This is a genomic window from Bradyrhizobium sp. LeoB3 (genome assembly GCF_055456055.1).
Genome location: NZ_JBVBEF010000028.1, coordinates 52561 through 76075, shown reverse-complemented (window position 1 = coordinate 76075; position 23515 = coordinate 52561). Strand labels below are relative to the sequence as shown.

24 protein-coding genes are annotated in these 23515 nt (G+C 61.0%); 13 read left to right on the top strand and 11 right to left on the bottom strand.

All coding sequences use genetic code 11. The features are described 5' to 3' along the window. The first annotated feature begins 292 nt into the window (after nt 1–292). Complete coding sequence (locus ACZXDY_RS19740) at nt 293–1147, top strand: PhnA-like protein (protein WP_464346631.1); 855 nt, start codon at nt 293–295, stop codon at nt 1145–1147. Between the two features lie 300 nt (nt 1148–1447). Here ACZXDY_RS19740 and ACZXDY_RS19735 read toward each other — a convergent pair whose 3' ends face one another. The 8 genes from ACZXDY_RS19735 to groES form a co-directional block, all read right to left on the bottom strand. Beyond that, nucleotides 1448–1675 (bottom strand): hypothetical protein, encoded by a 228-nt coding sequence (locus ACZXDY_RS19735; protein ID WP_028163050.1) that lies wholly within the window; start codon nt 1673–1675, stop codon nt 1448–1450. 621 nt (nt 1676–2296) lie between these two features. After that, the gene (locus ACZXDY_RS19730; protein ID WP_464346630.1) at nt 2297–3424 is read right to left on the bottom strand and encodes a glycosyltransferase family 4 protein; all 1128 of its coding nucleotides are present in this window, start codon (nt 3422–3424) and stop codon (nt 2297–2299) included. 102 nt (nt 3425–3526) lie between these two features. After that, nucleotides 3527–4018 (bottom strand): hypothetical protein, encoded by a 492-nt coding sequence (locus ACZXDY_RS19725; protein ID WP_464346629.1) that lies wholly within the window; start codon nt 4016–4018, stop codon nt 3527–3529. Between the two features lie 73 nt (nt 4019–4091). Further along, on the bottom strand, nt 4092–4595 hold the full coding sequence (locus tag ACZXDY_RS19720; RefSeq protein ID WP_165435177.1) for an Hsp20/alpha crystallin family protein: 504 nt from the start codon (nt 4593–4595) through the stop codon (nt 4092–4094). Between the two features lie 79 nt (nt 4596–4674). Further along, on the bottom strand, nt 4675–5118 hold the full coding sequence (locus ACZXDY_RS19715) for an Hsp20 family protein (RefSeq protein ID WP_464346628.1): 444 nt from the start codon (nt 5116–5118) through the stop codon (nt 4675–4677). Nucleotides 5119–5259: 141 nt separating this feature from the next. Then, nucleotides 5260–5508 (bottom strand): hypothetical protein, encoded by a 249-nt coding sequence (locus ACZXDY_RS19710; RefSeq protein ID WP_464346627.1) that lies wholly within the window; start codon nt 5506–5508, stop codon nt 5260–5262. A gap of 594 nt (nt 5509–6102) precedes the next feature. Further along, nucleotides 6103–7725 carry a chaperonin GroEL gene (groL, locus tag ACZXDY_RS19705; RefSeq protein ID WP_464346626.1) on the bottom strand — a complete coding sequence of 541 codons (1623 nt, stop codon included), beginning with the start codon at nt 7723–7725 and terminating at the stop codon, nt 6103–6105. Between the two features lie 45 nt (nt 7726–7770). Then, nucleotides 7771–8085, bottom strand: a complete 315-nt coding sequence (groES, locus tag ACZXDY_RS19700; RefSeq protein ID WP_165435176.1) for a co-chaperone GroES — start codon at nt 8083–8085, stop codon at nt 7771–7773. Between the two features lie 229 nt (nt 8086–8314). Here groES and ACZXDY_RS19695 point away from each other — a divergent pair, with 229 nt between their 5' ends. Beyond that, nucleotides 8315–9412: a trypsin-like peptidase domain-containing protein gene (locus ACZXDY_RS19695; RefSeq protein ID WP_464346625.1), complete on the top strand. Its 1098-nt coding sequence runs from the start codon at nt 8315–8317 to the stop codon at nt 9410–9412. Nucleotides 9413–9747: 335 nt separating this feature from the next. Next, nucleotides 9748–9984, top strand: coding sequence for a hypothetical protein (locus tag ACZXDY_RS19690; protein WP_245287231.1), 237 nt, complete (start codon nt 9748–9750; stop codon nt 9982–9984). A 309-nt stretch (nt 9985–10293) separates the two neighbouring features. Here ACZXDY_RS19690 and gcvA read toward each other — a convergent pair whose 3' ends face one another. After that, complete coding sequence (gcvA, locus tag ACZXDY_RS19685; protein ID WP_464346624.1) at nt 10294–11229, bottom strand: transcriptional regulator GcvA; 936 nt, start codon at nt 11227–11229, stop codon at nt 10294–10296. 174 nt (nt 11230–11403) lie between these two features. On the opposite strand from gcvA, the gene ACZXDY_RS19680 reads away from it, so the two are divergent. Next, nucleotides 11404–12630, top strand: a complete 1227-nt coding sequence (locus tag ACZXDY_RS19680; RefSeq protein ID WP_464346623.1) for an MFS transporter — start codon at nt 11404–11406, stop codon at nt 12628–12630. A gap of 105 nt (nt 12631–12735) precedes the next feature. Then, nucleotides 12736–13497 (top strand): SDR family oxidoreductase, encoded by a 762-nt coding sequence (locus ACZXDY_RS19675; RefSeq protein ID WP_464346622.1) that lies wholly within the window; start codon nt 12736–12738, stop codon nt 13495–13497. Nucleotides 13498–14099: 602 nt separating this feature from the next. Here ACZXDY_RS19675 and ACZXDY_RS19670 read toward each other — a convergent pair. Further along, the gene (locus tag ACZXDY_RS19670; protein WP_464346621.1) at nt 14100–14999 is read right to left on the bottom strand and encodes a DUF2189 domain-containing protein; all 900 of its coding nucleotides are present in this window, start codon (nt 14997–14999) and stop codon (nt 14100–14102) included. A gap of 523 nt (nt 15000–15522) precedes the next feature. Here ACZXDY_RS19670 and ACZXDY_RS19665 point away from each other — a divergent pair. The 6 genes from ACZXDY_RS19665 (at nt 15523) to ACZXDY_RS19640 (ending at nt 20325) form a co-directional block, all read left to right on the top strand. Then, nucleotides 15523–16356: a cytochrome c oxidase subunit II gene (locus ACZXDY_RS19665; protein WP_028163039.1), complete on the top strand. Its 834-nt coding sequence runs from the start codon at nt 15523–15525 to the stop codon at nt 16354–16356. 73 nt (nt 16357–16429) lie between these two features. Next, a complete protein-coding gene (ctaD, locus tag ACZXDY_RS19660) occupies nt 16430–18205 on the top strand; it encodes a cytochrome c oxidase subunit I (RefSeq protein ID WP_464346620.1) in 1776 nt (591 codons plus the stop codon). Continuing rightward, nucleotides 18202–18906 (top strand): cytochrome c oxidase subunit 3, encoded by a 705-nt coding sequence (locus ACZXDY_RS19655; RefSeq protein WP_464346619.1) that lies wholly within the window; start codon nt 18202–18204, stop codon nt 18904–18906. The genes ctaD and ACZXDY_RS19655 overlap by 4 nt, the downstream gene beginning before the upstream one ends. A 15-nt stretch (nt 18907–18921) precedes the next feature. After that, nucleotides 18922–19644, top strand: coding sequence for a heme-copper oxidase subunit III family protein (locus ACZXDY_RS19650; RefSeq protein WP_464346618.1), 723 nt, complete (start codon nt 18922–18924; stop codon nt 19642–19644). 9 nt (nt 19645–19653) lie between these two features. Next, the gene (locus ACZXDY_RS19645) at nt 19654–20055 is read left to right on the top strand and encodes a cytochrome C oxidase subunit IV family protein (protein WP_028163035.1); all 402 of its coding nucleotides are present in this window, start codon (nt 19654–19656) and stop codon (nt 20053–20055) included. Between the two features lie 75 nt (nt 20056–20130). Continuing rightward, the gene (locus ACZXDY_RS19640; RefSeq protein ID WP_080663641.1) at nt 20131–20325 is read left to right on the top strand and encodes a hypothetical protein; all 195 of its coding nucleotides are present in this window, start codon (nt 20131–20133) and stop codon (nt 20323–20325) included. Here the strand turns inward: ACZXDY_RS19640 and ACZXDY_RS19635 are convergent. Then, complete coding sequence (locus ACZXDY_RS19635) at nt 20293–21453, bottom strand: HD-GYP domain-containing protein (protein ID WP_464346617.1); 1161 nt, start codon at nt 21451–21453, stop codon at nt 20293–20295. The two genes, ACZXDY_RS19640 and ACZXDY_RS19635, sit on opposite strands and share 33 nt — an antisense overlap. Nucleotides 21454–21940: 487 nt before the next feature. On the opposite strand from ACZXDY_RS19635, the gene ACZXDY_RS19630 reads away from it, so the two are divergent. Next, on the top strand, nt 21941–22903 hold the full coding sequence (locus ACZXDY_RS19630) for a helix-turn-helix domain-containing protein (RefSeq protein ID WP_464346616.1): 963 nt from the start codon (nt 21941–21943) through the stop codon (nt 22901–22903). 159 nt (nt 22904–23062) lie between these two features. After that, nucleotides 23063–23512, top strand: coding sequence for an ester cyclase (locus tag ACZXDY_RS19625; protein ID WP_028163034.1), 450 nt, complete (start codon nt 23063–23065; stop codon nt 23510–23512). Nucleotides 23513–23515 lie beyond the last annotated feature (3 nt).

The window sequence follows — 23515 nt, the reverse complement described above, 5'->3', positions numbered from 1 at the left end:
GTGCAGGGCCATCATGGAGGGAGCGCTTGGGTTTGGGTCCCGCACTCGCCTCCCCAGAATGCGACTCGTGGGCGACTCGGGATTTGGATGGAAACGCGCCGCCCTGTGTCAGGTGGACGCAGGAGCGATCTCGCAAGCGTAGGAACATCGTTGGAACGAGGAGGTTACGGACCAAAGTTCTTTTTAGAAGGCACTCAAAATGGCTTATTCCCCGGAAGTGGGTCGTCCAGGCGACCACCGAAATCCCCCCCAGGCGAGTGCAGTCGCACCCGCCGACGAGGTCCGCACCATAATGCTGACTGAGGTCTCTTGGGGTGCTGTCTTCGCCGGTGCCACGATTGCTCTCGTGATGCAGATGATCCTCAACATGATTGGAATCGGCGTAGGGCTCTCGACGGTCGACGTCGCGGCGGGAGATACTCCGAGCGCCGGGTCACTTTCCATTAGAGCTGGTATCTGGTGGGTTATCTCCGGAATAGTTGCGGCTGCAATCGGCGGCTACATCGCTGGGCGGCTTTCAGGAAAGGCATCTCACACGACGACGGCCTATCACGGTCTGATTGCGTGGGCGGTTTCCACTCTCATCGTCGTCTACCTGCTCTCGTCGGCAGCCTCGGGTCTGATTGGCGGCGCCCTGAGCACGGCATCGTCAGCACTGGGAGGGGCCGGTAAAGCTATCGGCGGGTCGGTCCAAACTGCGGTCCAGACCGCAGCGCCTTCCTTGAACACCATCAGCGATCCGGCGGCGACCATCGAGAACAGGGTTCGCAGTGCCTCCGGCGGCCAGGATCCCGCGGCACTTCGGGACGCCGCAGCAACAGCCGTTCGTGCGGCGCTCTCGGGAGACCCCGCACAACAGGCCGCTGCGACGGATAAGGCTGCTGATGCTCTGGCCAAGGCGCAGAATATTTCCGTCGATGAAGCCAAGGCTCAGGTTGCACAGTACCAACAGCAGTACCGAGAAGCGCTCGCCAAGGCCAAACTACAAGCACAGCAAGCGGCAGACACCACGGCCAAGACGGTGTCGCGCGGTGCCCTCTTCGGTGCTCTGGCTCTTCTGCTTGGTGCTCTGGCGGCGTTTTTTGCAGGCCAGGTCAGTGCGGTAACGCCGACGGTGACGCGTGGACCAATACGGTCATTCACTTGAAATATGTGGAGAAGACTGTCTAGCCCACATTGGAAGGCGGCCACCGGTCAGGCCGGAAGTACCCACCAGTCCTAGCCGGGCGGAAACCAGGGCTGCTGCTCGCCCGGCCAATTGCGGTCCTTGAGTTCCGGAACAAGTCCGCGCCTTGCGATACGGCTTTTGACCAGCTTCTAGTTCATTTGCCGACCGCAAGGCCCAGCGGCTTGCCGCACGGGCCTGTAGGGTGCGCTTTCGCGCTCATGGGCACCAAGTCACGAGAAGCATCTTCGGCCAACAGTTCGCGCCGCAAGCGCCGGGGACTCATTTCCCGGCGATGGCTTTGGACAGGACATCGCACTGCTCGTCCAAATCCGAATGCGGTTTTTGGCTTTTCACGACCCGTTCCAGCTCAAGCGCTGCGATAGCAAGCTCATCACCTAAATGCTTAAAGAGCTCGCGTTGACGTGGATCGGTCGCCGACATGCCGAGGTCGGCACAGTGCTTCGCATCAGCTCGAAGTTGGTGCCACTTTCCGGTGAGGTCCTTCATGGCTCATGTCCTCGGTTTGGCGTCGTTTGGCGATTGAGCGCGATGGCGCACTGCAGAGCCCTCGCCCAGCGGCCGCGTCCGACACCTTTTTTCGAAGAGCAAGCAGCTGAGCCCTTTCCTGTTCCAGCCTATCCACCACGATAATCACGGTTTGAAAGTCCTCTTTAGAACCGCCTTCGATCGAAAAACCCATGCACGCCTCCACTCGGGAAAAAGTAGCATCACCTCACCCGAGCAGCGAGTCCACTTACCTGTGTTAAGCCGAAGCGAAATTTATTCTCCTTTCGAACATAGACAGTCTTTCTGAGCAAAATCCGATGAGTCGGATTCCCTCGGCTTGAATGCCCGCAAATCGAGCCGGCGAGATTGATTAGATCGTCGTACCAGCGACGCGGCGGACCGCTACCGCCATCCAGTCCCGCAACAGTCCCCTGTCCTCTTTGGAAAACGCCCCCGGCGTCTAAGATAGTCGAGCGTGTCATCGGGATGGCAACGCTCAAAATCCTCTCGGATCAGCGACTCCAGGTAAAACCGTTCCTCCTCATTGATTGGGGAAGGACCGGAATAGAAACCGGGCGGCGTCGCTGACCTCGATGCTCGATTTCGGCTTGATTTGCCGTTTCAATTATCCTTCCGTGCCACGGATGATGATTCTGATCCGTGTCCGCTGATGTTGGCCGAACGGGCGGCGAGCGTCGACAGCCGGCCGTCGGACGCGGCGTGCTCTCGGAGCATCTTTTGGTAGAGCCTCACGTAATCCGTTGACATACGGGCGGCGGAGAAGCGCTCCTCGAAGCGCGCACGGATCGCCTTGCGATCGAGGGTCAGCAGCCCCGGAATGGCGCGCACCGCCTCGTCCACATCACACACGATCCGGCCGGTCAGTCCGTCCTCGACGATTTCAGGGACCGATCCGTGGCGGAAGGCAAGCACCGGGGTACCACATGCCATGGCCTCGATCATCACCAGACCGAACGGTTCGGGCCAGTCGATCGGGAACAGCAATGCGGCAGCCTGGCCGAGAAAGTCGTTCTTTGTGTTTTCGTTGATCTCGCCGACGAATTCGACTCCGCCTCCTCGTAGCATCGGTGCGATAACGTCGCGGAAATAGCTGTCGTCTGCTTTATCAACCTTTGCCGCGATTTTGAGGGGAAGGCCGGCCGATCGAGCAATCGCGATAGCACGGTCCGGCCGTTCCTCCGGTGAGATGCGTCCAAGAAATGCGAGATAGCCGCCTTTCGGTTCGAAATTAGGCGTCAGTAGATCGAGCGGCAGGCCATGATGAACTGTCGCGACAAAGTTTGCGTTTGGCAGCGGCATGCGCTGCGCATTTGAAATCGATACCAGCGGCATGTCCGCGAACCGCCGATAAAAAGGCATGTGGTCGGCGAGGTCCTGCCTGCCGTGAAGGGTGGTCAGCGTACGAGCTCGCTCCGGGCGAAACTGCGGAAAGTGCAGGTAGTCGATATGGAAGTGGAGGAGGTCGAAGTCGTCGGCGCGCTCTCGCACCTTGTCGAGCATGATCATGTGGTGGGGTAGTGCGTCGCGGACGCCCGGCTCGAGGCGTAGGGCGCGCGGCGTGCAGGGTACAAGTTCGGCAGAGGTGATGGAATCTTCGCTGGCGAACAGTGTCACCTGGTGTCCCTGCCGAACCAACTCCTCCGTCAGGTATGAGACGACCCGCTCCGTTCCTCCATAGAGCCGCGGCGGCACGCTCTCGTACAGCGGGGCAATCTGAGCAATCCTCATTTTTCAGTCCGTCCTTCGTTACTCTGAGCCGGCGTTGCCTGAGGCCCTCATGTGTTCACGAGCTTGGCCGCACATCACCAGAGGTGCAGCGGCCGCGGATCTCTACTGAGACTCCGATGATTCAGTGACGTTGCTTTGACTTCTGAGTTGAGCAAGCTCCTCCGCCAGTCTGTGCTCGACCAACCGCCGCTCGTTTTCCGTCAAATGCGTTGCGAGCAATCGGCGATATCGCCGCACATTGGCCTCACTGCTCCACCGTGACGAGATAGCGATGCGGGGCTGGCGATTTCTCGCTGCTTGCTGCGCTTGTGCGGTGAATCTTACCGCGGCGCCGCCCCTTTTCTCCTCTTCGTCGAGCTGCCGCAACGCTGCGAGGATATCCTCAAGATGCATGGGAGCAGCAAGCCCCGGGATCTTGCGAAGGGCTGGGCAGGAATCGACGGTGTACAGGTCCGAAGCCCAGGAGGAGAGAATGACCCGTTTCTCAGGAGGCGACAGCACCTCATCATTCAGGACATCGGCTGGCGAACTATAGTGAGATACAGGATGAAATGGGGCATCTACACTGCCCGTCAAACGATCAGGCCTGCTCATGTCTTGCTCTCCTCTTGCTCCTTTCTCTAGGTTGGTGGCGGACGGCGGCGCGGGCGCCGCCGTCCTGGGCACGTCAGTTGCTGGTGTTGATGGCGATCCGTTTGACGCCCTGGCTGGCTTGCTCGGTTTTCGGCAGGCTCACCGTGAGGACGCCATTGCGGAAGTTGGCTTCGGCCTTGTCTTCCTGGACGCCATCGAGCGGGATACGGCGCTCAAACGAGCCATAGTAGCGTTCGCTGTAGCGCCCGCCATTGTCGTGTTCGGCCTTTTTCTCGCCGCGGATCGACAGGACGCCGTTTGCGATTTCGACCTGGACGTCCTTTTCGCTCAGTCCCGGAAGCTCGGCGGAAATCGTGACGGCCTTGTCGGTTTCGCTGAGCTCGATGCGCGGCCAGCCAAACTGGCCTTCGATCAGCGGGGACCCGGGCCGGCCGACGCTGCCGAAGCTGCCAAACCCGCGGAAGACGTCGTCGAAAAGTCGATTCATCTCACGGTGAAACGTCAGAAACGGATCGTAAGCCTCGCCCGTCGTGAGCTGCTGGTTCTTGTTCCACGGAATTAGATCGCGCATTGTCATGTTGGACTCCCTTTCTCTCAGATGCCCCGCGTGTGCGGATGCGGCACCCGCGCACCAATGCCCTTAGACACGGGCGGCGTCAGGCCGCCTGCTTGTGGGTGATCTGCTCGGTGCCGCCGATCGGAATGCGGCGGGGCTTCATCGTCTCGGGCAGCTCGCGGACGAGCTCGATCCGCAGCAGTCCGTTATCGAACGCTGCCGTCTTCACCTGCACATAATCGGCAAGATTGAACTGCCGCTTGAAACCCTTGGCCGGGATGCCGCGATAGAGGTAATCGCGTTTCGCCTCGTCGGCCTTGCGGCCCTCGACGGTCAGCGCGTTCTGCTCGGCCGTGATCGCGATCTCGTCCGGGTCGAAACCGGCGAGCGCAAGCGTGATCTGATAGTGATCTTCGCCCAGCCGTTCGATGTTGTAGGGTGGATAGTGTTCCTCGACGGTCCGTTGCGTCTCGTCGAGCAGGTCGAAGATGCGATCGAACCCGACGGTCGACCGCCACAGGGGAGTGAAGTCAACGTTCCTCATAGCCAAGTCCTCCTAAGAGCAAGATGGATACGAAGGAGCGCAGGACACCGGTCCGGCGCCCAGTTCAGTCCGCCGGACCCGATCTGGCATCCGGCGCCGCAGCCTTGCGGCAAAACAGAACTACGAAAAACAACTATGGTTTCAAGGGCGCCTCCCGAAATTTTTGCTGCTCCCAGCTTGGGCGGTCAGATGCTCCAGCTCAGCCTCGGCCTCGCTGGCGAGACGAATCAACCGGCGGCGCTCCTCAGCGGACAGGCCGCTTCCCTTCAGCAAGCTATGGCAATGCGCGATCACCCGCCGGTCGCTCTCGATCAGGAACGCGCGCACGGCGTCGGGCAGGTGTGAATCGGAGCGCTCGGAAATCTGCTGACGGTGTGCCAATTCGAACATGGTTGCCCTCAGTAGCAGCAGGCGCGACCCATGCAGCGCGGATCGCGCCACGTGCGGACTCAGCTCACTCTCGGCAAGCTGCGCTCATGTTCGGATGGAAGTTGAAAGGAGCCTGGCTGAATATTGTCCGGCAACAGTAGGATATCGGTCTTGAAAAGCGGGGACCGCGGTTTCCAGCTCATCCAGCGGACCGACTCCAGATAGGAAATGGGTGGGAGCGGCAGAAGGTGGCCAGCGCTGTCGAGCGCCAACCTTGGCGTACTATCCATCCCCCAGGCGCTAACGGGCACGAGCACCATCGCCATGGCAAAAGCGGCTGCGACGGTTCTGCGGACGCCGCGTCCTGATGTCTTGGGCCAAGCCGAGCTGGATGCGTAGTTTCGGGTCATCTCATCCTCCTGTCCTTGAAAAACTGATCCATGCGATCGTGAGAAGGCTGAGGGCGAACATGAGCCAATGCATTGCCGTCGCCCCAATCTTGCGCGATCGATCCTGAATGCGAGTGCTCATCTGAGGCTCCCTGGCGCTTGTGAGCTTCCTTTCTCGTCGCGGTTGGCGGAGAGCCCGGCCGTTTCCGGCCGGGCCCGTGCTTGATTAGAAATCCATTGGCGGCGTTGCAGCGGCCGGCTCGGACTTCTTGGGCTTGTCGGCGACCAGTGCTTCCGTGGTGATCAGCAGAGCTGCAACGGAGGCCGCGTCCTGCAACGCGGTGCGAACGACCTTTGCGGGATCGATCACGCCGGCCTTCACCATGTCCTCATATTCGCCAGTGGCGGCGTTGAAACCCCAGTTGTAGTCGGAGTTCTCGAGCAGCTTGCCGACGACGAGCGAGCCGTCCTCGCCGGCGTTCTGGACGATCTGCCGCGCCGGCACCTGGATCGCGCGGCGCACGATATCGACGCCGGCCTTCTGATCGGCATTGGCGGTCTTTAAGCCATCGAGCGCTTTCAGCGCACGCAGCAGCGCCACGCCGCCGCCCGGCAGAATGCCTTCCTCGACCGCAGCGCGAGTCGCATGCATGGCATCGTCGACCCGGTCCTTCTTCTCCTTGACCTCGACTTCGGTCGCACCACCAACACGGATTACGGCGACGCCGCCGGCGAGCTTGGCCAGCCGCTCCTGCAGCTTCTCGCGATCGTAATCGGAGGTGGTCTCCTCGATCTGCGACTTGATCTGGGTGACGCGAGCCTCGATGTCCTTCTTGGCCCCGGCGCCGTCGACCACGGTCGTATTCTCCTTGTCGATCACGACCTTCTTGGCGCGCCCGAGCATCTTCAGCGTGACATTCTCGAGCTTGATGCCGAGATCTTCCGAAATCACGGTGCCGCCGGTGAGGATGGCAATATCCTCCAGCATGGCCTTGCGGCGATCGCCGAAGCCTGGCGCCTTCACCGCCGCGACCTTGAGGCCGCCGCGCAGTCGATTGACCACGAGCGCGGCAAGCGCTTCGCCCTCGACATCCTCGGCCACGATCAGCAGCGGCTTGCCAGACTGCACCACCGCTTCGAGCAGCGGCAGCATGGTCTGTAGACCGGACAGCTTCTTCTCATGGATCAGAATGTAGGGATCCTCGAGTTCGACCCGCATCTTTTCGGTGTTGGTGACGAAGTAGGGCGAGACAAAGCCGCGGTCGAACTGCATGCCCTCGACCACCTCCAGCTCGGTGTGGAGGCTCTTGGCTTCCTCGACGGTGATGACGCCCTCATTGCCGACCTTCTGCATCGCATCGGCAAGGAAGCGGCCGATCTCAGTATCGCCATTGGCCGAAATGGTGCCGATCTGGGCAATCTCCTCGTTGGAGGTGACCTTCTTGGCGTGGGACTTGAGGTCATTGACAATGGCGTCGACCGCAAGATCGATCCCGCGCTTGAGGTCCATCGGGTTCATGCCGGCCGCAACGGATTTCGCGCCCTCCTTGACGATGGCCTGGGCCAGCACGGTCGCAGTCGTGGTGCCGTCCCCGGCAAGGTCGTTGGTCTTGGAGGCGACTTCGCGCACCATCTGTGCGCCCATGTTCTCGAACTTGTCTTCCAGTTCGATTTCCTTGGCGACGGTGACGCCATCCTTGGTGATGCGGGGTGCGCCGAAGGATTTCTCGATCACGACGTTGCGTCCCTTGGGACCGAGGGTGACCTTCACGGCGTTCGCCAGCGTGTCCACGCCCCGCAGCATCCGCTCGCGGGCTTCCGTGGAGAATTTCACGTCCTTGGCAGCCATTTGCCTGCTCCTTTCTCTCAATGACTGTCAGCTCTTGCAATTTGCTCAGGCGGCCTTCTTGAGCGAGCCGGTCTTGTCGACCACGCCCAGAAGATCGCTCTCCTTCATGATCAGGTAGTCCTGGCCGTCGATCTTCACCTCTGTGCCGGACCACTTGCCGAACAGCACGCGGTCTCCCGGCTTGACGTCGATCGGGGTCAACTGGCCCTGCTCATTCCTCGCGCCGGGCCCCGCGGCGACGATCTCGCCCTCCTGCGGCTTTTCCTTCGCGGTGTCGGGAATGATGATGCCGCCGGCAGTCTTCTCTTCGGCATCGATGCGGCGCACGAGCACGCGGTCGTGCAATGGACGGAAATGCATGCACATCCTCCTTGTCAGGTCAGCGATGTCATAAAGCCGGGTCCGGGACCGGCCCCGGGCGGAAAACGACCTAGGAAGCGGAAAAAAGTCCGTCAAGGGTCCCTAAATAAATTTTTGTCACTCCGGGCGACCGAGTGCCAGGCCGCCTCTTGAACGGCCATTTTCGGTCAACCAGCTAACCGACGCGGCGGCCGCTGGAGGCCGAAAGACAGATTCTGGGGGAGATTTCATGCGAGTTTTGCGTTTGCTCGGATGGCTGGGCGTCATCTCCGGGTTGTGGTGGGCGCTGTCGGCAGCGCCGGCCACCGCTCAGATTCCGGACCTCAATACAGGCCGCGTGCCGACGCTTGCGCCGCTCGTGCGGGAAGTGACGCCCGCGGTCGTCAACATTTCGGTTCAGGGGCGAGTGCGCGAGGACAATCCGCTTTACCAGGATCCGCTGTTCCGCGAGTTCTTCAACGTCCCGAAGCAACTGGAGAAGGAAGTCAGCGCGACCGGTTCGGGCGTGATCGTCGACGCCCAGCGCGGTTATGTGCTGACGGCGAACCATGTCGTCGCCAATGCCACCGCAGTGCAGATCAGGACCAAGGACGGCCGCAAGTTCGCCGGTCGGGTTGTGGGCCGCGATCCGCCCACCGATATCGCACTGCTGCAGATCAGGGAGCCTGCCGGGCTCAAGGCTATTGCACTCGGCGACAGCGACGCGCTTCAGGTCGGTGACTTCGTGATCGCGGTCGGCAATCCCTTCGGACTCGGCCAGACCGTCACCTCGGGCCTCGTCAGCGCGCTCGGGCGCACTGGGCTCGGCAAGCACGGCTATGAGGATTTCATCCAGACCGATGCGGCAATCAATCCCGGCAATTCCGGAGGCGGGCTGATCAACTTGCGAGGTCAGCTGGTCGGCATCAATACGGCGATTATCTCGCCGGGCGGCGGCAATGTTGGCATTGGCTTTGCGGTGCCGATCAACATGGCGCGCGAGGTAATGAACCAGCTTGCGGCGACCGGACGAGTCGAGCGCGGGCGCATCGGCATTGCGCTGGAGGACATGGAAGCGCCGGCCACGGGCGCGACGCAGGGCGCCCGCATCAAGGAAGTCAGTCCCGGCTCTCCGGCGGAGCGCGCGGGGCTGCGCCGCGGCGACATCATCCTCAAGGCCAACGACATTCCCGTCCGCAGCGCAACGCAGATGCGCAACGTGATCGGGCTGACGCCGGTCGGCCGGCAGGTGCGGCTGACGATCGAGCGCGACCGCATGACCGAAAGTGCCACGGTGGAGGTTGTTCCGCTGAGCGATCAAAGGGCGCGGGTGCGAGGGCCCGGGTGAGCGATGTCCGCTTGTGGCCATAGCTGAAGACTGCATTAGGGATTGTTACGTCGGCTCGCCGCGGTAGACCGGGCTTCGCTGAACGCGGCTCCATCGCGAGAACGCCGCCGCACTTGACCGCGTCATTCGACAGGCCAAGCCAACTATCTCAGCCCCCATCAGGGTTCTCCAGACTTGCCCCCGCCCCGACACTTTCCTCGGGCGACAGCACCACGAATTCATCCCGCTGCCTGATCAGGTGATGGTAGAGTCAGGACATCACTGGCAGTGAGCGATACGGGCGCTGGTGGCTGAGAGACGGTTGCGCTCCCGCCTGCACAGGACGGGAGCGAGCTATGTCAGACCTTCTTCAATCAGAAGTTCGCGCGATGCAGCTTCGTCACTTGGAGGAAGCCGAGCGGCACGTTGCCGAGGCCGAACGACACATTGCTGAGCAAGAGCAACGGATTGTAAACCTCGCCCGCCTCGGCCACGATCTAGCGGAAGCTAAGATACTTCTGGAGAACTTTAATGCATGTCAGGTGCTGCACATCCAGCACCGTGATCGAATTCGCACAGAGCTAGAGCGGTAGGTCACCCGCATCGGCTGCCTCCGAGGTCGCCTTGTGGCTTATAATCGAACCCGGATGGAAGATCGCCGCGTCAGCTCACGGGGAGAGGCCGGACACCGCTCAGCGTGGCATTCAATGACCCATCGTGACCGGAAGCTGACATTTGCATTGGCAAGGGCCCCTTGACCGACGTTGAAGCATGTCCGGCTCGGGTCCGGGATTTGCAACAACCGAAATCCAGACTAGCAGCAACGATCGATAAAAGCGTTGAACAATAGCCGCTGCGGAACGTTCGAGGGTTTTGCCAGCCCAGGCGGCATGGTCAGTTCGTCATGCGGCCGTTGCGTTTCCGGCGGATTGCTGCCCTTCTTGCTCCAGCCAATCGCAAAACGCCGCTGTCTGTGAGCCACTTTCGGTGCCCGTGGGCAAGTAGGCGAAGTAGCTCCTCGCCGGAAGGCTGACATCGGGAAACGGCGCGATCAGGCGGCCGGCCGCGACGTCGTCGCCGATCAGGGCGGTCGGTCCCATCGCCACGCCCAAACCATCGATCGCCGCCTGAATGGTCAGAAAGAAATGATCGAGTGTCAGCGTCGCCGCCGGGGTGACGCGAGGCTGTCCGGCTTGCACCAGCCAATCGTGCCATAGCCGCGGCATCGACGTGACGTTCAGCAACGTGTGCTGCGCGAGATCGGAAACGTCCTCCAGCGGCAGCTTCGCGACGAGTGCGGGGCTGCAGACCGGCAATCGGCGCTCCGAAAGAAACAGCCGGGACGTAAAGCCATGAAACGAATCCGGGCCGCCGCGGATGACCACGTCGAACGTGTCGGCAAGCGCGTCGATCGGGTCGTTTGACGTGGTGAGGCGGACCTCGATGTCGGGTCGCTCGTTGCGAAAACGGCTCAGCCGGGGAAGAAGCCAGCGCATGCTGAACGTCGCCAGCGCGTTGACGCGCAGCACGGCGGCCGGCACTTCGCCGCGTGTCGCGTGATGGCGCCTGACAGCGGACGAAATGCGGTCGAGCGCCGGGCCGATCTCCTCGAGCAGCGCTGTGCCGGCTGGTGTGAGCGTGACCCGCCGCGTTGATCGCCAGAACAGCGCGGGCGCTCCCAGCCGATCCTCAAGGAGGCGCACCTGCTGACTGATTGCGCCATGTGTCACGCCCAATTCGGTCGCCGCTTCCTTGAAGCTGCCAAGGCGAGCTGCCGCCTCGAAAGCGCGGACGGCGTTGAGCGGTGGCAAAGTCCTGCGCTGGACGGGAATACTCATTGGATAGAAATCCTAACTCATAGCTCGATTATTACTGATTTGTGACGGTCACCTCAATAGTCCAGATTGGATTGGTCGCAAGAATCAGCGCGCCGGCAGGTCCGAAAGGGATCGCGGTGTAGATTTTCTATCATCCCAAGAGTTCTCCTTCACCCCGGAAGCGGAGGAATCGACATGAACGACGCAGCGATGGCGGCTGCGAGCCGTCCGCGCGAAACCGCATCAAGTTCGTCGGCCCCGGCGAAATCGCGCAGCCTGCTGGCCGCGTGCCTCACCCACGCGCTTCATGACGGCTATACCGACGGTCTCTATGCCTTCCTGCCGGTCTGGCAGGCGCAGTTCGGCCTGTCCTATGCGGCGCTCGCCGTCGTGCGCGCACTGTATTTCGGGACGATGGGGGGCATGCAGATCCCGGCCGACCGCGTTCTTCGCGGCTTGTCGCCGCGCGCGGCGCTAATCCTGTCTACCGTCGCTGCGGCGGGGGGCTTGCTGATCATGGCGCTGCCGTTCGGCTTCGCGGGTCTTTGCGTCGGCCTCGTCGTAGCCGGCATCGGATCGAGCATCCAGCACCCACGTGGTTCGATGCTCGTCACCGACAGTTATGGCACGGCGGCGCGACGGCCGCTCGGCATCTACAACTTTTCCGGCGATCTCGGAAAAGCCGCGTTGCCGGCGTTCATCGCAGTGCTGCTGCCGATCTTCGCCTGGCAATCGGTGCTGGGCTTGATGGCGATGCTTGGAGCCGTCCTGGTGGTCGCGCTGGTCCCGTTGGCACCGGCGGCTTCGGTCACGAGGAATGTCACGGGAGAGGTGACGTCCGGCCGCGGCCGCCGCGGCTTTGGCATCCTCACGACGATCGGCGCGCTCGATACGGCGACCCGCATGGGATATCTGCTGTTTCTGCCCTTCCTCATCCATGGACAGGGCGGGGGCTTGCCGGCCGTTGGAGTCGCGCTTGCCCTGCTGTTCATCGGTGGCGCGTTCGGCAAAGCGACATTCGGCTGGCTCGGCGAGCGGCTGGGCGTTGTCGGTAGCGTCATGGTGAGCGAGGCCGTAACAGCCCTGCTCATCGTGGCGACGCTGTTCACGCCACTGACGCCAACGCTCATCCTGCTGCCGTTGCTCGGCATCGTGCTGAACGGCACCTCGTCGGTGCTCTATGGCACCGTGCCGGAGCTTTCCGACGGCGATACGGGGCGGGCTTTCGCGGTCTTCTATACGAGCGTCATCGGCGCGGGAGGTCTCGCGCCGATCCTCTACGGCGCGGTTGCCGATCACAGCAGTCGGATGATCGGCGTGCTGGCCTCGGCGGCGACGGCCGCCCTGGTCGTCCCACTCGTGCTGGCCCTGCGGCCCCACCTGCGCAGCTCCGCCGCAGGACCGCGCGAGAAGTTCGTTTGATGCCGATGCCGGACGGGCGGCGGAACGACCAATGCCGCCGCGCCGTGCGTATCGGCCGGTCACAGTCCTGGATCATCATCCCATCACCACATGGAGGTTCGCTCAATGGATACCATCTCGCAGGCGCCGCTCATTCTGATAACGGGTGGAAGTCGTGGCGTCGGCGCGGCAACCGCGCGGCTTGCTGCCGCACAGGGCTACGATGTCGCGATCAGCTTCGTCTCCAACGAAGCTGCCGCCCTTGCAGTGGCGGCTGATGTGGAAGCCGCGGGGCGGCGGGCGTTGCCCGTGCGCGCGGATAGTGCGGATCCGCAGCAGGTGGCGCAGCTCTTCGCGGCGATCGACCGGGAGTTCGGCCGGATCGATGTCCTGGTGAACAACGCTGCTGTCCTTGCGCGGCAGTCCCGGCTTGAGGACCTTGGTTTCGAGCGGATGCAGCGGATCTTCGCCGTCAACGCGATTGGTCCCATTCTCTGCGCCCAGCAGGCGGCCAAGCGGATGTCCTATCGGTACAACGGGCGGGGCGGCTCCGTGATCAACGTCTCGTCCGCGTCGGCCCGGCTCGGCAGTCCGGGCGAATATGTCGACTACGCCGCGTCGAAGGGTGCGCTGGAGACATTCACGACCGGTTTCGCCAAAGAGGTCGCGCGCGACGGAATTCGCGTCAACTGCATTCGCCCCGGACACATCTACACCGAGATGCATGCGAGCGGCGGAGAGCCGGGGCGGGTAGATCGCGTCAAGGACTCGATCCCGATGGGACGAGGCGGGCAGCCTGAAGAGGTGGCGCGCGCGATCCTGTGGCTAGCCGGCGCCGAGGCCTCGTTCGTCACCGGCACGTTCCTCGATGTCACTGGCGGCAAGTGAGCAACAGGATTTGGCGCCGGGATCTTTCCTCGACACACCATCAAGTCGCAAAACCATGCGACTTGGAAGTCGCGCCTTTCGAGACGACTTGCTCGCGCATGCAGCAGACATGAACAATGAATTGCCGCCCTGGGGAAGATACATGTCAGCTTCTAGCCCATCGCGACATCCTGCGTTGCCCCACGAACTTGGTCGCTATCGGGACAAAGCGGACGTAGAGTCACGCCGACGGTTTTATGGGTACACGGCCTGATTGCGGCTTTTCGGGGTAGTTGCGCCAATACCAAAATGAACGCTTGCACGAAATTCCATTTTCGCGCGTAGCTGAAATGGTGGGTTTTGGTCTAGAAGGGTCGAAAATGCTTTGTCTTTCGACGGGGATTGACTGACCGTCTCTCCGCCACTTCGAGTTTCGCTCTATCCCTTCCGTCCGACCGATCAGCCCCTCAAGCCGCTGCCTCAACTAATAATTTGAGATGGTTGCAGGTCCCCGCAACCAAAGTTGATAGCAAGCCCCAGCGATCTTACCCGATCGCTGGGGATTTCTTTTGATGACCTGAATGGCGCCAACGGCCGGGCTCGCAGGTTCAAGGGCGCTCCGGCTAGCGTTCGTGGCTCCACGGGAACAGCGACGCCGGGAAATCCGCTGCGTAGCGATGACCTATCGGCGTGCGAGGCTCCTCCTGTGGGGGACTCGGGTCGGGCTCGACCACCTTCCGATAAAGATGCCAGGTGGCATGACCGAGCACCGGCAGCACGACAGCGAGGCCGACGAAGAACGGCAGCGAACCGATCACCAGCAGCGCCGCCACGATCAGCCCCCATGCGGCCATCACAAATGGGTTCTCTTTCACGGCCCGCAGCGACGTCCGGATGGCGTCTATCGCAGTGGCATGTCTGTCCAGCATCAACGGAAACGATACGACGCTGACGCACAGGGACACGACGGCGAACAGGAAGCCGACGCCGCAGCCGATGATGATGAGCGACCAGCCTTCCGGCGTCGTCAGCACGCGCGTTGCGAAATCAGGGATGCTCGCGGCCGCGGCATGGCCGAACGTGGCAACGTAGATAGCGTCCGCGGTGGCGATCCAGACCCCGAACAAAACGAGCAGGAGCACGCCGAGGCCGAGAATGGCGCCGAAGGACGGTGCGCTCAGCACGTGCATCGCATGCCATGCCGCGGGTTCCTCGCCGCGTTCGCGGCGGCGGCTGAGTTCGTAGAGGCCGAGCGCGGCAAAAGGACCGATCAACGCAAAACCGGCCGCCAGTGGAAACAGCAGCGGCAGCACCGAATAGCCAAGGACCAGCCTGAACAGCACAAGACCGAGAACAGGATAAATTCCGCACAGGACGACAGCGTGAGTTGGTATCGCTTGGAAGTCTTCCCAGCCCAGGCGCAGCGCGTCGCGCAAGTCCGAAAGGCTGATCCTGCGAACGGCATAGGCGGTGGAGACGCCGAAGAATTGCAGGTGAGGTCTTGCAAAATACTGAGTGGCCATGGCTCCGGTCTCCTTGCTCGTGATCGCAAGGGGGAACGGCGCGGCCTTCAACTCGCGCACATTCGCCTCATGCGCGGAAATCGCGATCGAACCCGGCGAGCCAGATTCAGCGAGAAGGAGCTTTGCCGGGCGACACCTGTCGCAATGGTGTAGGAGCTTAAGGAGATGAGAGCAAGATGGCGCTCACGGTTGGGTGAATTGTGCGGTTGCACAATCTCTCTTGTTGCGTCGCATTATCAGGCGGACGGTTGCCGTCCGACAATTGACGGTTTGCGCGACGCCGCTGACGCGGGGCGCGGCATACTCCACTATTGACGCCCGGCTCGACGCGTACCATCCTTCATATAACGCCCCCAGCTCCGATGAGACTTGCGGTCGTGGCGTGCAATCCGCGTCGCGACCAGTGGAATGGGCGAGGCAAGAGGCACGACGACAGCGGATGTAAAGTCCGCCATCGCGACAGACGTGAGCTCCGCCCTCCGGTTCGTATCCGCAGCCTTTTAGCGGCAAGGATGCATGAGGGATGGCTGTAGCAATTATTCTGCTTTTGGTCGCAATCGCCTCGGTGGTGTTCCACCTCTTCAGCCCGTGGTGGTGGACGCCGCTTGCCTCGAACTGGGGCTACATCGACGACACCATCACCCTGACATTCTGGATCACCGGCGCGGTCTTCGTCGCGGTCGTCGCGTTCATGGCCTACTGCGTCTTCCGCTTCCGCCACAAGGAAGGAAGGCGGGCGGACTACAATCCTGAAAACAAGCGGCTCGAATGGTGGCTCAGCGTCGGGACAGCAATCGGCGTCGCTGCGATGTTGGCACCGGGACTGGTCGTCTGGCACCAGTTCGTGACCGTCCCGGCCGGTGCGACCGAAGTCGAGGTCATGGGGCAGCAGTGGCAATGGAGCTACCGGCTTCCTGGAAAAGACGGCCGGCTGGGGACCACCGACGCCCGCCTTATCAGTGCCGACAATCCCATGGGCTTGAATCCCGACGATCCGAACGGAAAAGACGACATCGTTGTTCAAAACGACGATCTGCACCTGGCGATCGGCAAGCCTGTGAAGGTGCTGCTCCGCTCAATTGACGTCCTGCATGATTTCTATGTGCCCGAGTTCCGGGCCAAGATGGACATGATACCAGGCTCGGTGACCTATTACTGGTTCATGCCCACGCGCACCGGAACGTTCGAGGTCCTCTGTGCAGAACTCTGCGGGGCCGCGCATGCGCAAATGCGCAGCAAGGTCGTCGTCGAGGAAGAGAAAGAATATCACGCGTGGCTGGAGAAACAGCGGACATTCGCTGAGTTGTCAGGCCAGCGCAACGTTGCGAAGGCGGCGTACAAGACAGGTAGCGAATGAGCATACCGCCGAGGAGGCGCCATCCATCGTAAGGCGAACTCCTCGCTGAACGGAAGGCCAAGGAGGAATTCCGATGGTCGATGTCCCGTATGACACAATCGCAGGCGTTCCGCCCGCTGAGGTTGGTGAGGTCGAACTCTATCATCCGAAGAGCTGGTGGACGAGGTACGTTTTTTCGCAGGATGCCAAGGTCATCGCCGTCCAGTATTCGATCACGGCGATGGCGATCGGAATGGTCGCGCTGGTGCTGTCGTGGCTGATGCGACTGCAACTGGGATTTCCCGGCACGTTCTCCTTCATCGATGCCAACCAATATCTCCAATTCATCACCATGCACGGCATGATCATGGTGATCTACCTGCTCACCGCGTTGTTCCTCGGGGGCTTCGGCAACTACCTCATCCCGCTCATGGTCGGTGCCCGGGACATGGTTTTCCCCTATGTGAACATGCTGAGCTATTGGGTCTATCTGCTCGCGGTTCTGGTGCTGGTCTCGACCTTCTTCGTGCCTGGCGGGCCCACGGGCGCCGGCTGGACGCTCTACCCACCGCAGGCGATTCTCTCCGGCACTCCCGGGCAGGACTGGGGCATCATACTCATGCTGGCCTCTCTGATCCTGTTCATTATCGGCTTCACCATGGGCGGCCTCAACTATGTGGTGACGGTGCTGCAAGCGCGCACGCGCGGCATGACGTTGATGCGGATGCCCTTGACGGTGTGGGGCATATTCACCGCCACCGTCATGGCGCTGCTGGCCTTCCCGGCGCTGTTCGTCGCCTCGGTGATGCTGCTGCTTGACCGGCTCCTCGGCACCAGCTTCTTCATGCCGACCCTCGTCGAGATGGGCGAGCTGACGAAATATGGCGGCGGCAGCCCAATCCTGTTCCAGCACCTGTTCTGGTTCTTCGGTCATCCCGAAGTCTATATCGTCGCCTTGCCGGCCTTCGGCATTATTTCCGATCTGATCAGCACCCACGCGCGGAAGAACATCTTCGGCTATCGCATGATGGTCTGGGCCATCGTGGCAATCGGCGCTCTCAGCTTCGTCGTATGGGCGCACCACATGTATGTGAGCGGCATGAATCCGTATTTCGGGTTCTTCTTCGCCACCACGACGCTCATCATCGCCATCCCGACCGCGATCAAGGTCTACAACTGGGTACTGACCCTCTGGCGCGGCGATATTCATCTCACCATCCCGATGCTGTTCGCGCTGGCGTTCATCATCACGTTCGTAAATGGCGGGCTGACCGGCCTGTTTCTCGGCAACGTGGTCGTGGACGTTCCGCTGTCGGACACGATGTTTGTTGTCGCCCACTTCCACATGGTGATGGGCATTGCGCCGATCATGGCCGTGTTCGGCGGGATCTATCATTGGTATCCGAAAGTCACGGGACGAATGCTCAATGAGGCGCTCGGACGGTTCCACTTCTGGGTCACGTTCCTCGGGGCTTACGCGGTCTTCTTCCCGATGCACTATCTGGGCCTTCTGGGCATGCCTCGCCGCTATCACGACATTGGCGAAACGGCCTTCATCCCGGCATCTGCCCATGACCTCAATGCGTTCATGAGCGTGGCGGCCCTGATCGTCGGCTTCGCCCAGCTTGTCTTCATCTTCAATCTGATCTGGAGCCTGTTCAAAGGGAAAGAGGCGGGCGGCAATCCCTGGGGAGCCGCATCGCTGGAATGGCAGACACCGGAGACCCCGCCGGGGCACGGCAACTGGGGCAAGGAGCTCCCGATCGTCTATCGCTGGGCCTACGACTACAGCGTACCTGGCGCCGCCAGGGACTTCGTGCCGCAAAATGAGCCGCCAGCCAAACTATCGCCGCAGGGGGCCCATCCGTGAGCGCCGTTATCCTGTTCATGGCTGGAATAGCGGCAATTGCGGGATGGTGGCTCTCGCAGCAACGGCTGACAGCAAAACCCTGGCTGGAGGAAGGAGTGATCTTCGATCTTCGCGAGGAGAGCGGATCGTCGTCGCAGGCGGCGAAGATCGGATTGGGGGTATTTCTCGCGGTCGTCGGCTCGCTGTTCGCGCTGTTCATCAGCGCTTACTCCATGCGCATGAACATGGTGGACTGGCGGACGCTGCCGGTGCCGGCGCTGCTGTGGTTCAACACGGTTGTGCTGGTGTTGAGCAGCGTCGCGCTGCAATGGGCGTACATGGCCGCGCGCCGCGGCGACATGGACAGTGTCAGCGTCGGCCTCTGCACTGGCGGAGCATGCGCCGTTACATTCCTGGTTGGGCAGCTTCTGGCGTGGCGACAGTTGAATGCCGCTGGGTATTTCGTCGCGTCCAACCCAGCGAATTCTTTTTTCTATCTGATCACCGCGGTGCATGGGCTGCATCTGATGGGCGGTCTCGTGGCGCTCGGCAGAACGATCGCCAAAGTGTGGCGTGGCGCTGAGGTCGCAAAGGTGCGCGCGAGCGTGGAGCTCTGCGCCATCTATTGGCACTTCCTGTTGCTGGTCTGGCTGGTCTTGCTCGGTCTGCTGACCGGCTGGACAGATAATTTCGTCGACATCTGTCGCCAGTTGCTCAGTTAGGGAGAGCAGGGATCGATGGCAGAGACTGCGCTGACAAACATCGGAGCATCGCCCGCGCGGCTGGAGGGGTGGCGAGGGATCGTTGCCGACTGGTCCTCGGATCAGCGCGCATTCAAGAACGTCTCCTGGGGGAAGGCCATGATGTGGATCTTCCTCCTGAGCGACACCTTCATCTTCAGTTGCTTCCTGCTGTCGTACATGACGGCGCGAATGTCCACGACCGTGCCGTGGCCCAACCCCAGCGAAGTCTTTGCCCTCAATATCGGCGGCCAGCACATCCCGCTCATCCTGATCGCGATCATGACCTTCATCCTGATCAGCAGCAGCGGCACGATGGCGATGGCGGTCAATTTCGGCTACCGCCGTGATCGCGTCAGAACCGCAGCCTTGATGCTGGTCACCGCTGCATTCGGCGCCACGTTCGTCGGAATGCAAGCCTTCGAGTGGACCAAGCTGATCATGGAGGGCGTCCGGCCCTGGGGCAACCCGTGGGGTGCGGCGCAGTTCGGCGCCAGCTTCTTCATGATCACCGGCTTCCACGGCACCCACGTGACCATCGGTGTGATTTTCCTGATTGCCATCGCACGAAAGGTCTTGCGGGGAGACTTCGATGTCGAAAGGCGAGGCTTTTTCACAAGCCGCAAAGGGTACTACGAGATCGTCGAAATCACCGGCCTGTACTGGCACTTCGTCGATCTTGTGTGGGTGTTCATCTTTGCCCTTTTCTATCTTTGGTGAGGTTGGCGCATGACAGAAGCCGCGATACATGTGGAAGGCCAACAACCTTCGCTGCACGTTCACGCCCATGAGGCCCATGCGCCGGGAGCCGCCCAAGCAAAGGGCCAGCAGCATCCGATCAGGCTCTATCTCGTGGTCTGGGGATGGCTGTTCGTCCTTAGCACCTGCTCCTATCTCGTCGATTATTTCGGCATCCATGGCCATCTGAGATGGTCGCTGATCCTGCTGTTCATGGTTTTGAAGGCCGGTCTGATCGTCGCCGTCTTCATGCACATGGCCTGGGAACGGTTGGCCTTGGTCTATGCCATCCTGCTGCCGCCGGGGCTGGTGTTGGTGTTCGTGGCGATCATGGTGTTCGAATCTGACTACACGCATCTGCTCCGGGTCATATTTTTCACGCCAATGGCGTAGCTCCCATCGCTTCGGAGCGAAGGAGAACGGCAATGACCAAGGACAGCGTAGCGGCACACGAGTGGAGATTTCGGGATGCAGTTTACCGTCGGGTTTAAGCTAAGGGGGAAAACGGACCATGTCGTCCTGGACGGACAAGACGCGCTCGATGCCGCGCTGAAGGTGAAGGCAGAGCTCCCGGAAGCCGTCATCATGTACGTGCGCCCACAAAACCGGCGTGGCGACACACGTCATCCGTCACGTGCGCTCGCTGAAGATGTTCTTCGATGAGAGCTCGGCGGAAACGCACCTCACCGCATCCTCGACGACGGGTCGGAACGCGTTGAGTAGATCGCCGTCGAGCTTGTTTCCCATATCCTGCATTATCCTGAAGGCGTTCATTGGCGGCAGCGATTGGCGGTAAGGTCGATCTTCGACCAGTGCGGAAAAAATATCGGCAATTGTGATAACGCGTACGAGATCTGCAATCTGCCCGGTGCGAAGCCGGTCCGGATAACCCGATCCATCGAGCAACTCGTGGTGATGAAGCACGCAATCGAGGATCTCAGCCGGAAAGCCGCCCTGTTGCGTGAGCAGGTCATATCCGTACCGGGGATGTTGTCTTATCTGCTCCATCTCATGGTCGGTCAATTTTCCCGGCTTGTCGAGAATATCAATTGGAATGAACGATTTTCCGACGTCGTGCAGCAGCGCGGCGTGCGCGATGCGTTGTTGGTCTTTGGGACGCATCTTCAGCTTCTGTGCGAACGCAACGGCGAAACCGGTCACGAGCAGGCTGTGCCTGTAGGTGCCGCCATGATGCCTCCGCACCGTTTCCATCCAGGGACCAATTCCCCAGACGTCGAGCGCCTCCAGGATCAGCGGGGTGTTGGCTTCGAGAGTTTCGAATGGAAATGAGCTCTCGTTGTGCGGCGCCTCGATTGTCTGCGCGAGGGCGCGATGAGCAGCGAAAACGCCCCGCAATACGATTTTGTTGCGCGATGGTGTTTCCGACTTGGTGCGCGCGTCATGTATTGGAGAAAATACCCGCAGCACTTCATCGGCATCGAATGGATGGTGGATGTAGTTGCGTACGCCGAATGTCTTTGCGCGACGTATCCTTTCGGCAAGCGCGCGTTCTCCAATGCTCTTGTCGATAACGATGAGGCTGGGCAGCGAACGTGCCAGGATTGCCTGACGAGTGGGACGAAGCGCTCGGATCACCTGCGTTGACGAAAGATCAACGTCAAGAACGACGCAAGAAGCGAAATCATCGATGACAAGAGGGTCAATCGCCGGCGGCAGCAAATGAACGTCGCAGGTTTGACTGAGTATGGATGCCAGCGGTCTTGTCCGTTCCGGCGTCTCGGTTATGAGGGCGATATGAAGTTGTCGGACTGTCGTGGCGGCCTCGATCATGCGATTCACTTTCCTGGCGGTCTCGCCTGTTCGTAAATTATCGCGGCTGTCTTTTGGTGCGCTGGTACCTGCGCGAGCGACGGGGAGGCAACGGAGCTTGCAATGTTGCGAACATCCACCTCATTCCTCCTGCTGCCACCATCATTCGTTTGATGGCTTGTCGGCTTGAGATGAACAGAGAGAGTCGCGTCCCTGTCCAAGCTGCATCCGCGCGCTTGTGATCGTGATGTTGCCAACATTTCCCGGGATGTAGGCGGACATAAGCAGGAGCGCTGTTCACGTCATCTGCCACGTACTCATGCGTATGCAGCGTTGCTGAATGAGGTGTTACCGACGCGCGGGCGATTCGCCTTTTGGCCATATCTCGCGCGAATTGGATAGCCACCGTTAACATTGACGCCTCGTGCCACCGCGTTGCTTAACCGGAGAATTTCGATTAATCGCGAAACAATTACGGTATGGCCTGCTCGGAATTATGAGTTCGTTTTTGCGTGTTGCGTCCCAAGACAAGCGCGGGGTTGGTTTCGATAAGTACCTTGACTGTCTCTCGATATTCCTGCCGAACGTTTCGGCGGAGCCGGAGAAGGCCGGGCGACAATTTTCGTGGCGAGCCAACTTCGCTGCGGTCAACGGCCTGACCTGCTGGCGAGTGCAGGGCAGCCACGGCTACGAAATAACCCTCAACGAGTCAGCGGAGACCTTGCAGGTCTCGCAGCCTGTCATTGGCGCTGTTGCTGCAATTGGCAGGTACGGTGCCTGCCGAGCGCTCCCAGGATCTCTGTTTACACATCTGACAGACGCGCCAAGCCGAATCTCCACCAAGGGGGCTCATGCAACGAGAGGGCTGCGGTTCGAACGCCCGGAATTGATGCGGGCGCTTTCCACATTCGATGAAAAGCTCTCTGTTCAGGATCTTACGCCTCTGATGCTCCATCATCTGACGGAGACGACGACGCAATCACTTTATCACTCCGCGCAAGCGGTCGTGTCCGCCGTTCTTGATGAGGATCTTCAGGGGCGCTCCCCCATCGCAATGGCGCTGCTGAGCGAATCCTTGCTCCTGCTGGTGCTTGAGAGACTGACATCGGGCAAATTGCGGGAGCCCTCTGAATCAACCATGCGCCACCTTCGGCGGGCGGTCGATTACATGCATTCCAACATTCATCGGCCCTTTACCATGAGCGACGCCGCAGCCGCAGCGGGTATCAGCGTACGGACGTTGCAGACCGCTTTCCAGGCGCACTACGGTGCAACGCCGGTTACCTACTTGCGTCGCATCAGGCTGGAAGCCGCACATCTGGAGCTTACATCTTCGGACAACATCCTGCCTGTCTCCGAAGTCGCCCTGAAATGGGGCTTCACGCATATGGGGCGCTTTGCTGAGATATATCGCAAGACCTACGGTCTTCTTCCATCCCAGCTTGCCGGACTGCGAAGGCGGAACGGTTGATCTGTGCCGGCCGTGATCTCGGCCCGCATCGCGCCGGCGGCTCCGCCGTTTCGATTTCAGCGCAAGAACCGGAGTTCGGCTTCCTTTGGTCAAGCGTAAGCCTCGTTCAGATCACCACCCGACGTCGGTGATCGTCACGAGACACAAGGAGCCATTCCAATGAGCAAGGAAGAGGATAACAAGGCCGTGGTCGGCCGCTGGTTCACGGAGTTCTGGGGCAAGGACGTCAATCTTGCTGTTATCGACGAGATCGCTGCGCCCGACATGCTGCTCAAATATTCGCTGCATGAGCCTCGCCGCGGCCGCGCCGATATCAAGGCGTTCATGACCGATTTCCGTGCTGCATTCCCCGATCTCAATTTCTGGGGCACTGCGGACCTGATCGCCGAAGGCGATTACGTCGTCGGCCAATGGGAAGGTGGCGGCACCCATAAGGGGCCGGCCTTCAACGATTTCCTGGTCGGCGGCCTGCCGGCTGCAACGGGCCGCAAGATGCATTTCACCGGCACCACGGTGCTGAAGGTGATCGACGGCAAGATCGTCGAGGAAATCGGTCTCGACGACGGCGTGACCGCGCTCACCCAGCTCGGGCTGCTCAAGGCGGCCTGATCG

What these genes read in the sequence shown, in the direction of transcription:
- ACZXDY_RS19740 (WP_464346631.1), top strand. Translation starts at nt 293, where the DNA reads ATGCTGACTGAGGTCTCTTGGGGTGCTGTCTTCGCCGGTGCCACGATT.
- ACZXDY_RS19735 (WP_028163050.1), bottom strand. Translation starts at nt 1,675, where the DNA reads ATGAAGGACCTCACCGGAAAGTGGCACCAACTTCGAGCTGATGCGAAG.
- ACZXDY_RS19730 (WP_464346630.1), bottom strand. Translation starts at nt 3,424, where the DNA reads ATGAGGATTGCTCAGATTGCCCCGCTGTACGAGAGCGTGCCGCCGCGG.
- ACZXDY_RS19725 (WP_464346629.1), bottom strand. Translation starts at nt 4,018, where the DNA reads ATGAGCAGGCCTGATCGTTTGACGGGCAGTGTAGATGCCCCATTTCAT.
- ACZXDY_RS19720 (WP_165435177.1), bottom strand. Translation starts at nt 4,595, where the DNA reads ATGACAATGCGCGATCTAATTCCGTGGAACAAGAACCAGCAGCTCACG.
- ACZXDY_RS19715 (WP_464346628.1), bottom strand. Translation starts at nt 5,118, where the DNA reads ATGAGGAACGTTGACTTCACTCCCCTGTGGCGGTCGACCGTCGGGTTC.
- ACZXDY_RS19710 (WP_464346627.1), bottom strand. Translation starts at nt 5,508, where the DNA reads ATGTTCGAATTGGCACACCGTCAGCAGATTTCCGAGCGCTCCGATTCA.
- groL (WP_464346626.1), bottom strand. Translation starts at nt 7,725, where the DNA reads ATGGCTGCCAAGGACGTGAAATTCTCCACGGAAGCCCGCGAGCGGATG.
- groES (WP_165435176.1), bottom strand. Translation starts at nt 8,085, where the DNA reads ATGCATTTCCGTCCATTGCACGACCGCGTGCTCGTGCGCCGCATCGAT.
- ACZXDY_RS19695 (WP_464346625.1), top strand. Translation starts at nt 8,315, where the DNA reads ATGCGAGTTTTGCGTTTGCTCGGATGGCTGGGCGTCATCTCCGGGTTG.
- ACZXDY_RS19690 (WP_245287231.1), top strand. Translation starts at nt 9,748, where the DNA reads ATGTCAGACCTTCTTCAATCAGAAGTTCGCGCGATGCAGCTTCGTCAC.
- gcvA (WP_464346624.1), bottom strand. Translation starts at nt 11,229, where the DNA reads ATGAGTATTCCCGTCCAGCGCAGGACTTTGCCACCGCTCAACGCCGTC.
- ACZXDY_RS19680 (WP_464346623.1), top strand. Translation starts at nt 11,404, where the DNA reads ATGAACGACGCAGCGATGGCGGCTGCGAGCCGTCCGCGCGAAACCGCA.
- ACZXDY_RS19675 (WP_464346622.1), top strand. Translation starts at nt 12,736, where the DNA reads ATGGATACCATCTCGCAGGCGCCGCTCATTCTGATAACGGGTGGAAGT.
- ACZXDY_RS19670 (WP_464346621.1), bottom strand. Translation starts at nt 14,999, where the DNA reads ATGGCCACTCAGTATTTTGCAAGACCTCACCTGCAATTCTTCGGCGTC.
- ACZXDY_RS19665 (WP_028163039.1), top strand. Translation starts at nt 15,523, where the DNA reads ATGGCTGTAGCAATTATTCTGCTTTTGGTCGCAATCGCCTCGGTGGTG.
- ctaD (WP_464346620.1), top strand. Translation starts at nt 16,430, where the DNA reads ATGGTCGATGTCCCGTATGACACAATCGCAGGCGTTCCGCCCGCTGAG.
- ACZXDY_RS19650 (WP_464346618.1), top strand. Translation starts at nt 18,922, where the DNA reads ATGGCAGAGACTGCGCTGACAAACATCGGAGCATCGCCCGCGCGGCTG.
- ACZXDY_RS19645 (WP_028163035.1), top strand. Translation starts at nt 19,654, where the DNA reads ATGACAGAAGCCGCGATACATGTGGAAGGCCAACAACCTTCGCTGCAC.
- ACZXDY_RS19640 (WP_080663641.1), top strand. Translation starts at nt 20,131, where the DNA reads ATGCAGTTTACCGTCGGGTTTAAGCTAAGGGGGAAAACGGACCATGTC.
- ACZXDY_RS19635 (WP_464346617.1), bottom strand. Translation starts at nt 21,453, where the DNA reads ATGATCGAGGCCGCCACGACAGTCCGACAACTTCATATCGCCCTCATA.
- ACZXDY_RS19625 (WP_028163034.1), top strand. Translation starts at nt 23,063, where the DNA reads ATGAGCAAGGAAGAGGATAACAAGGCCGTGGTCGGCCGCTGGTTCACG.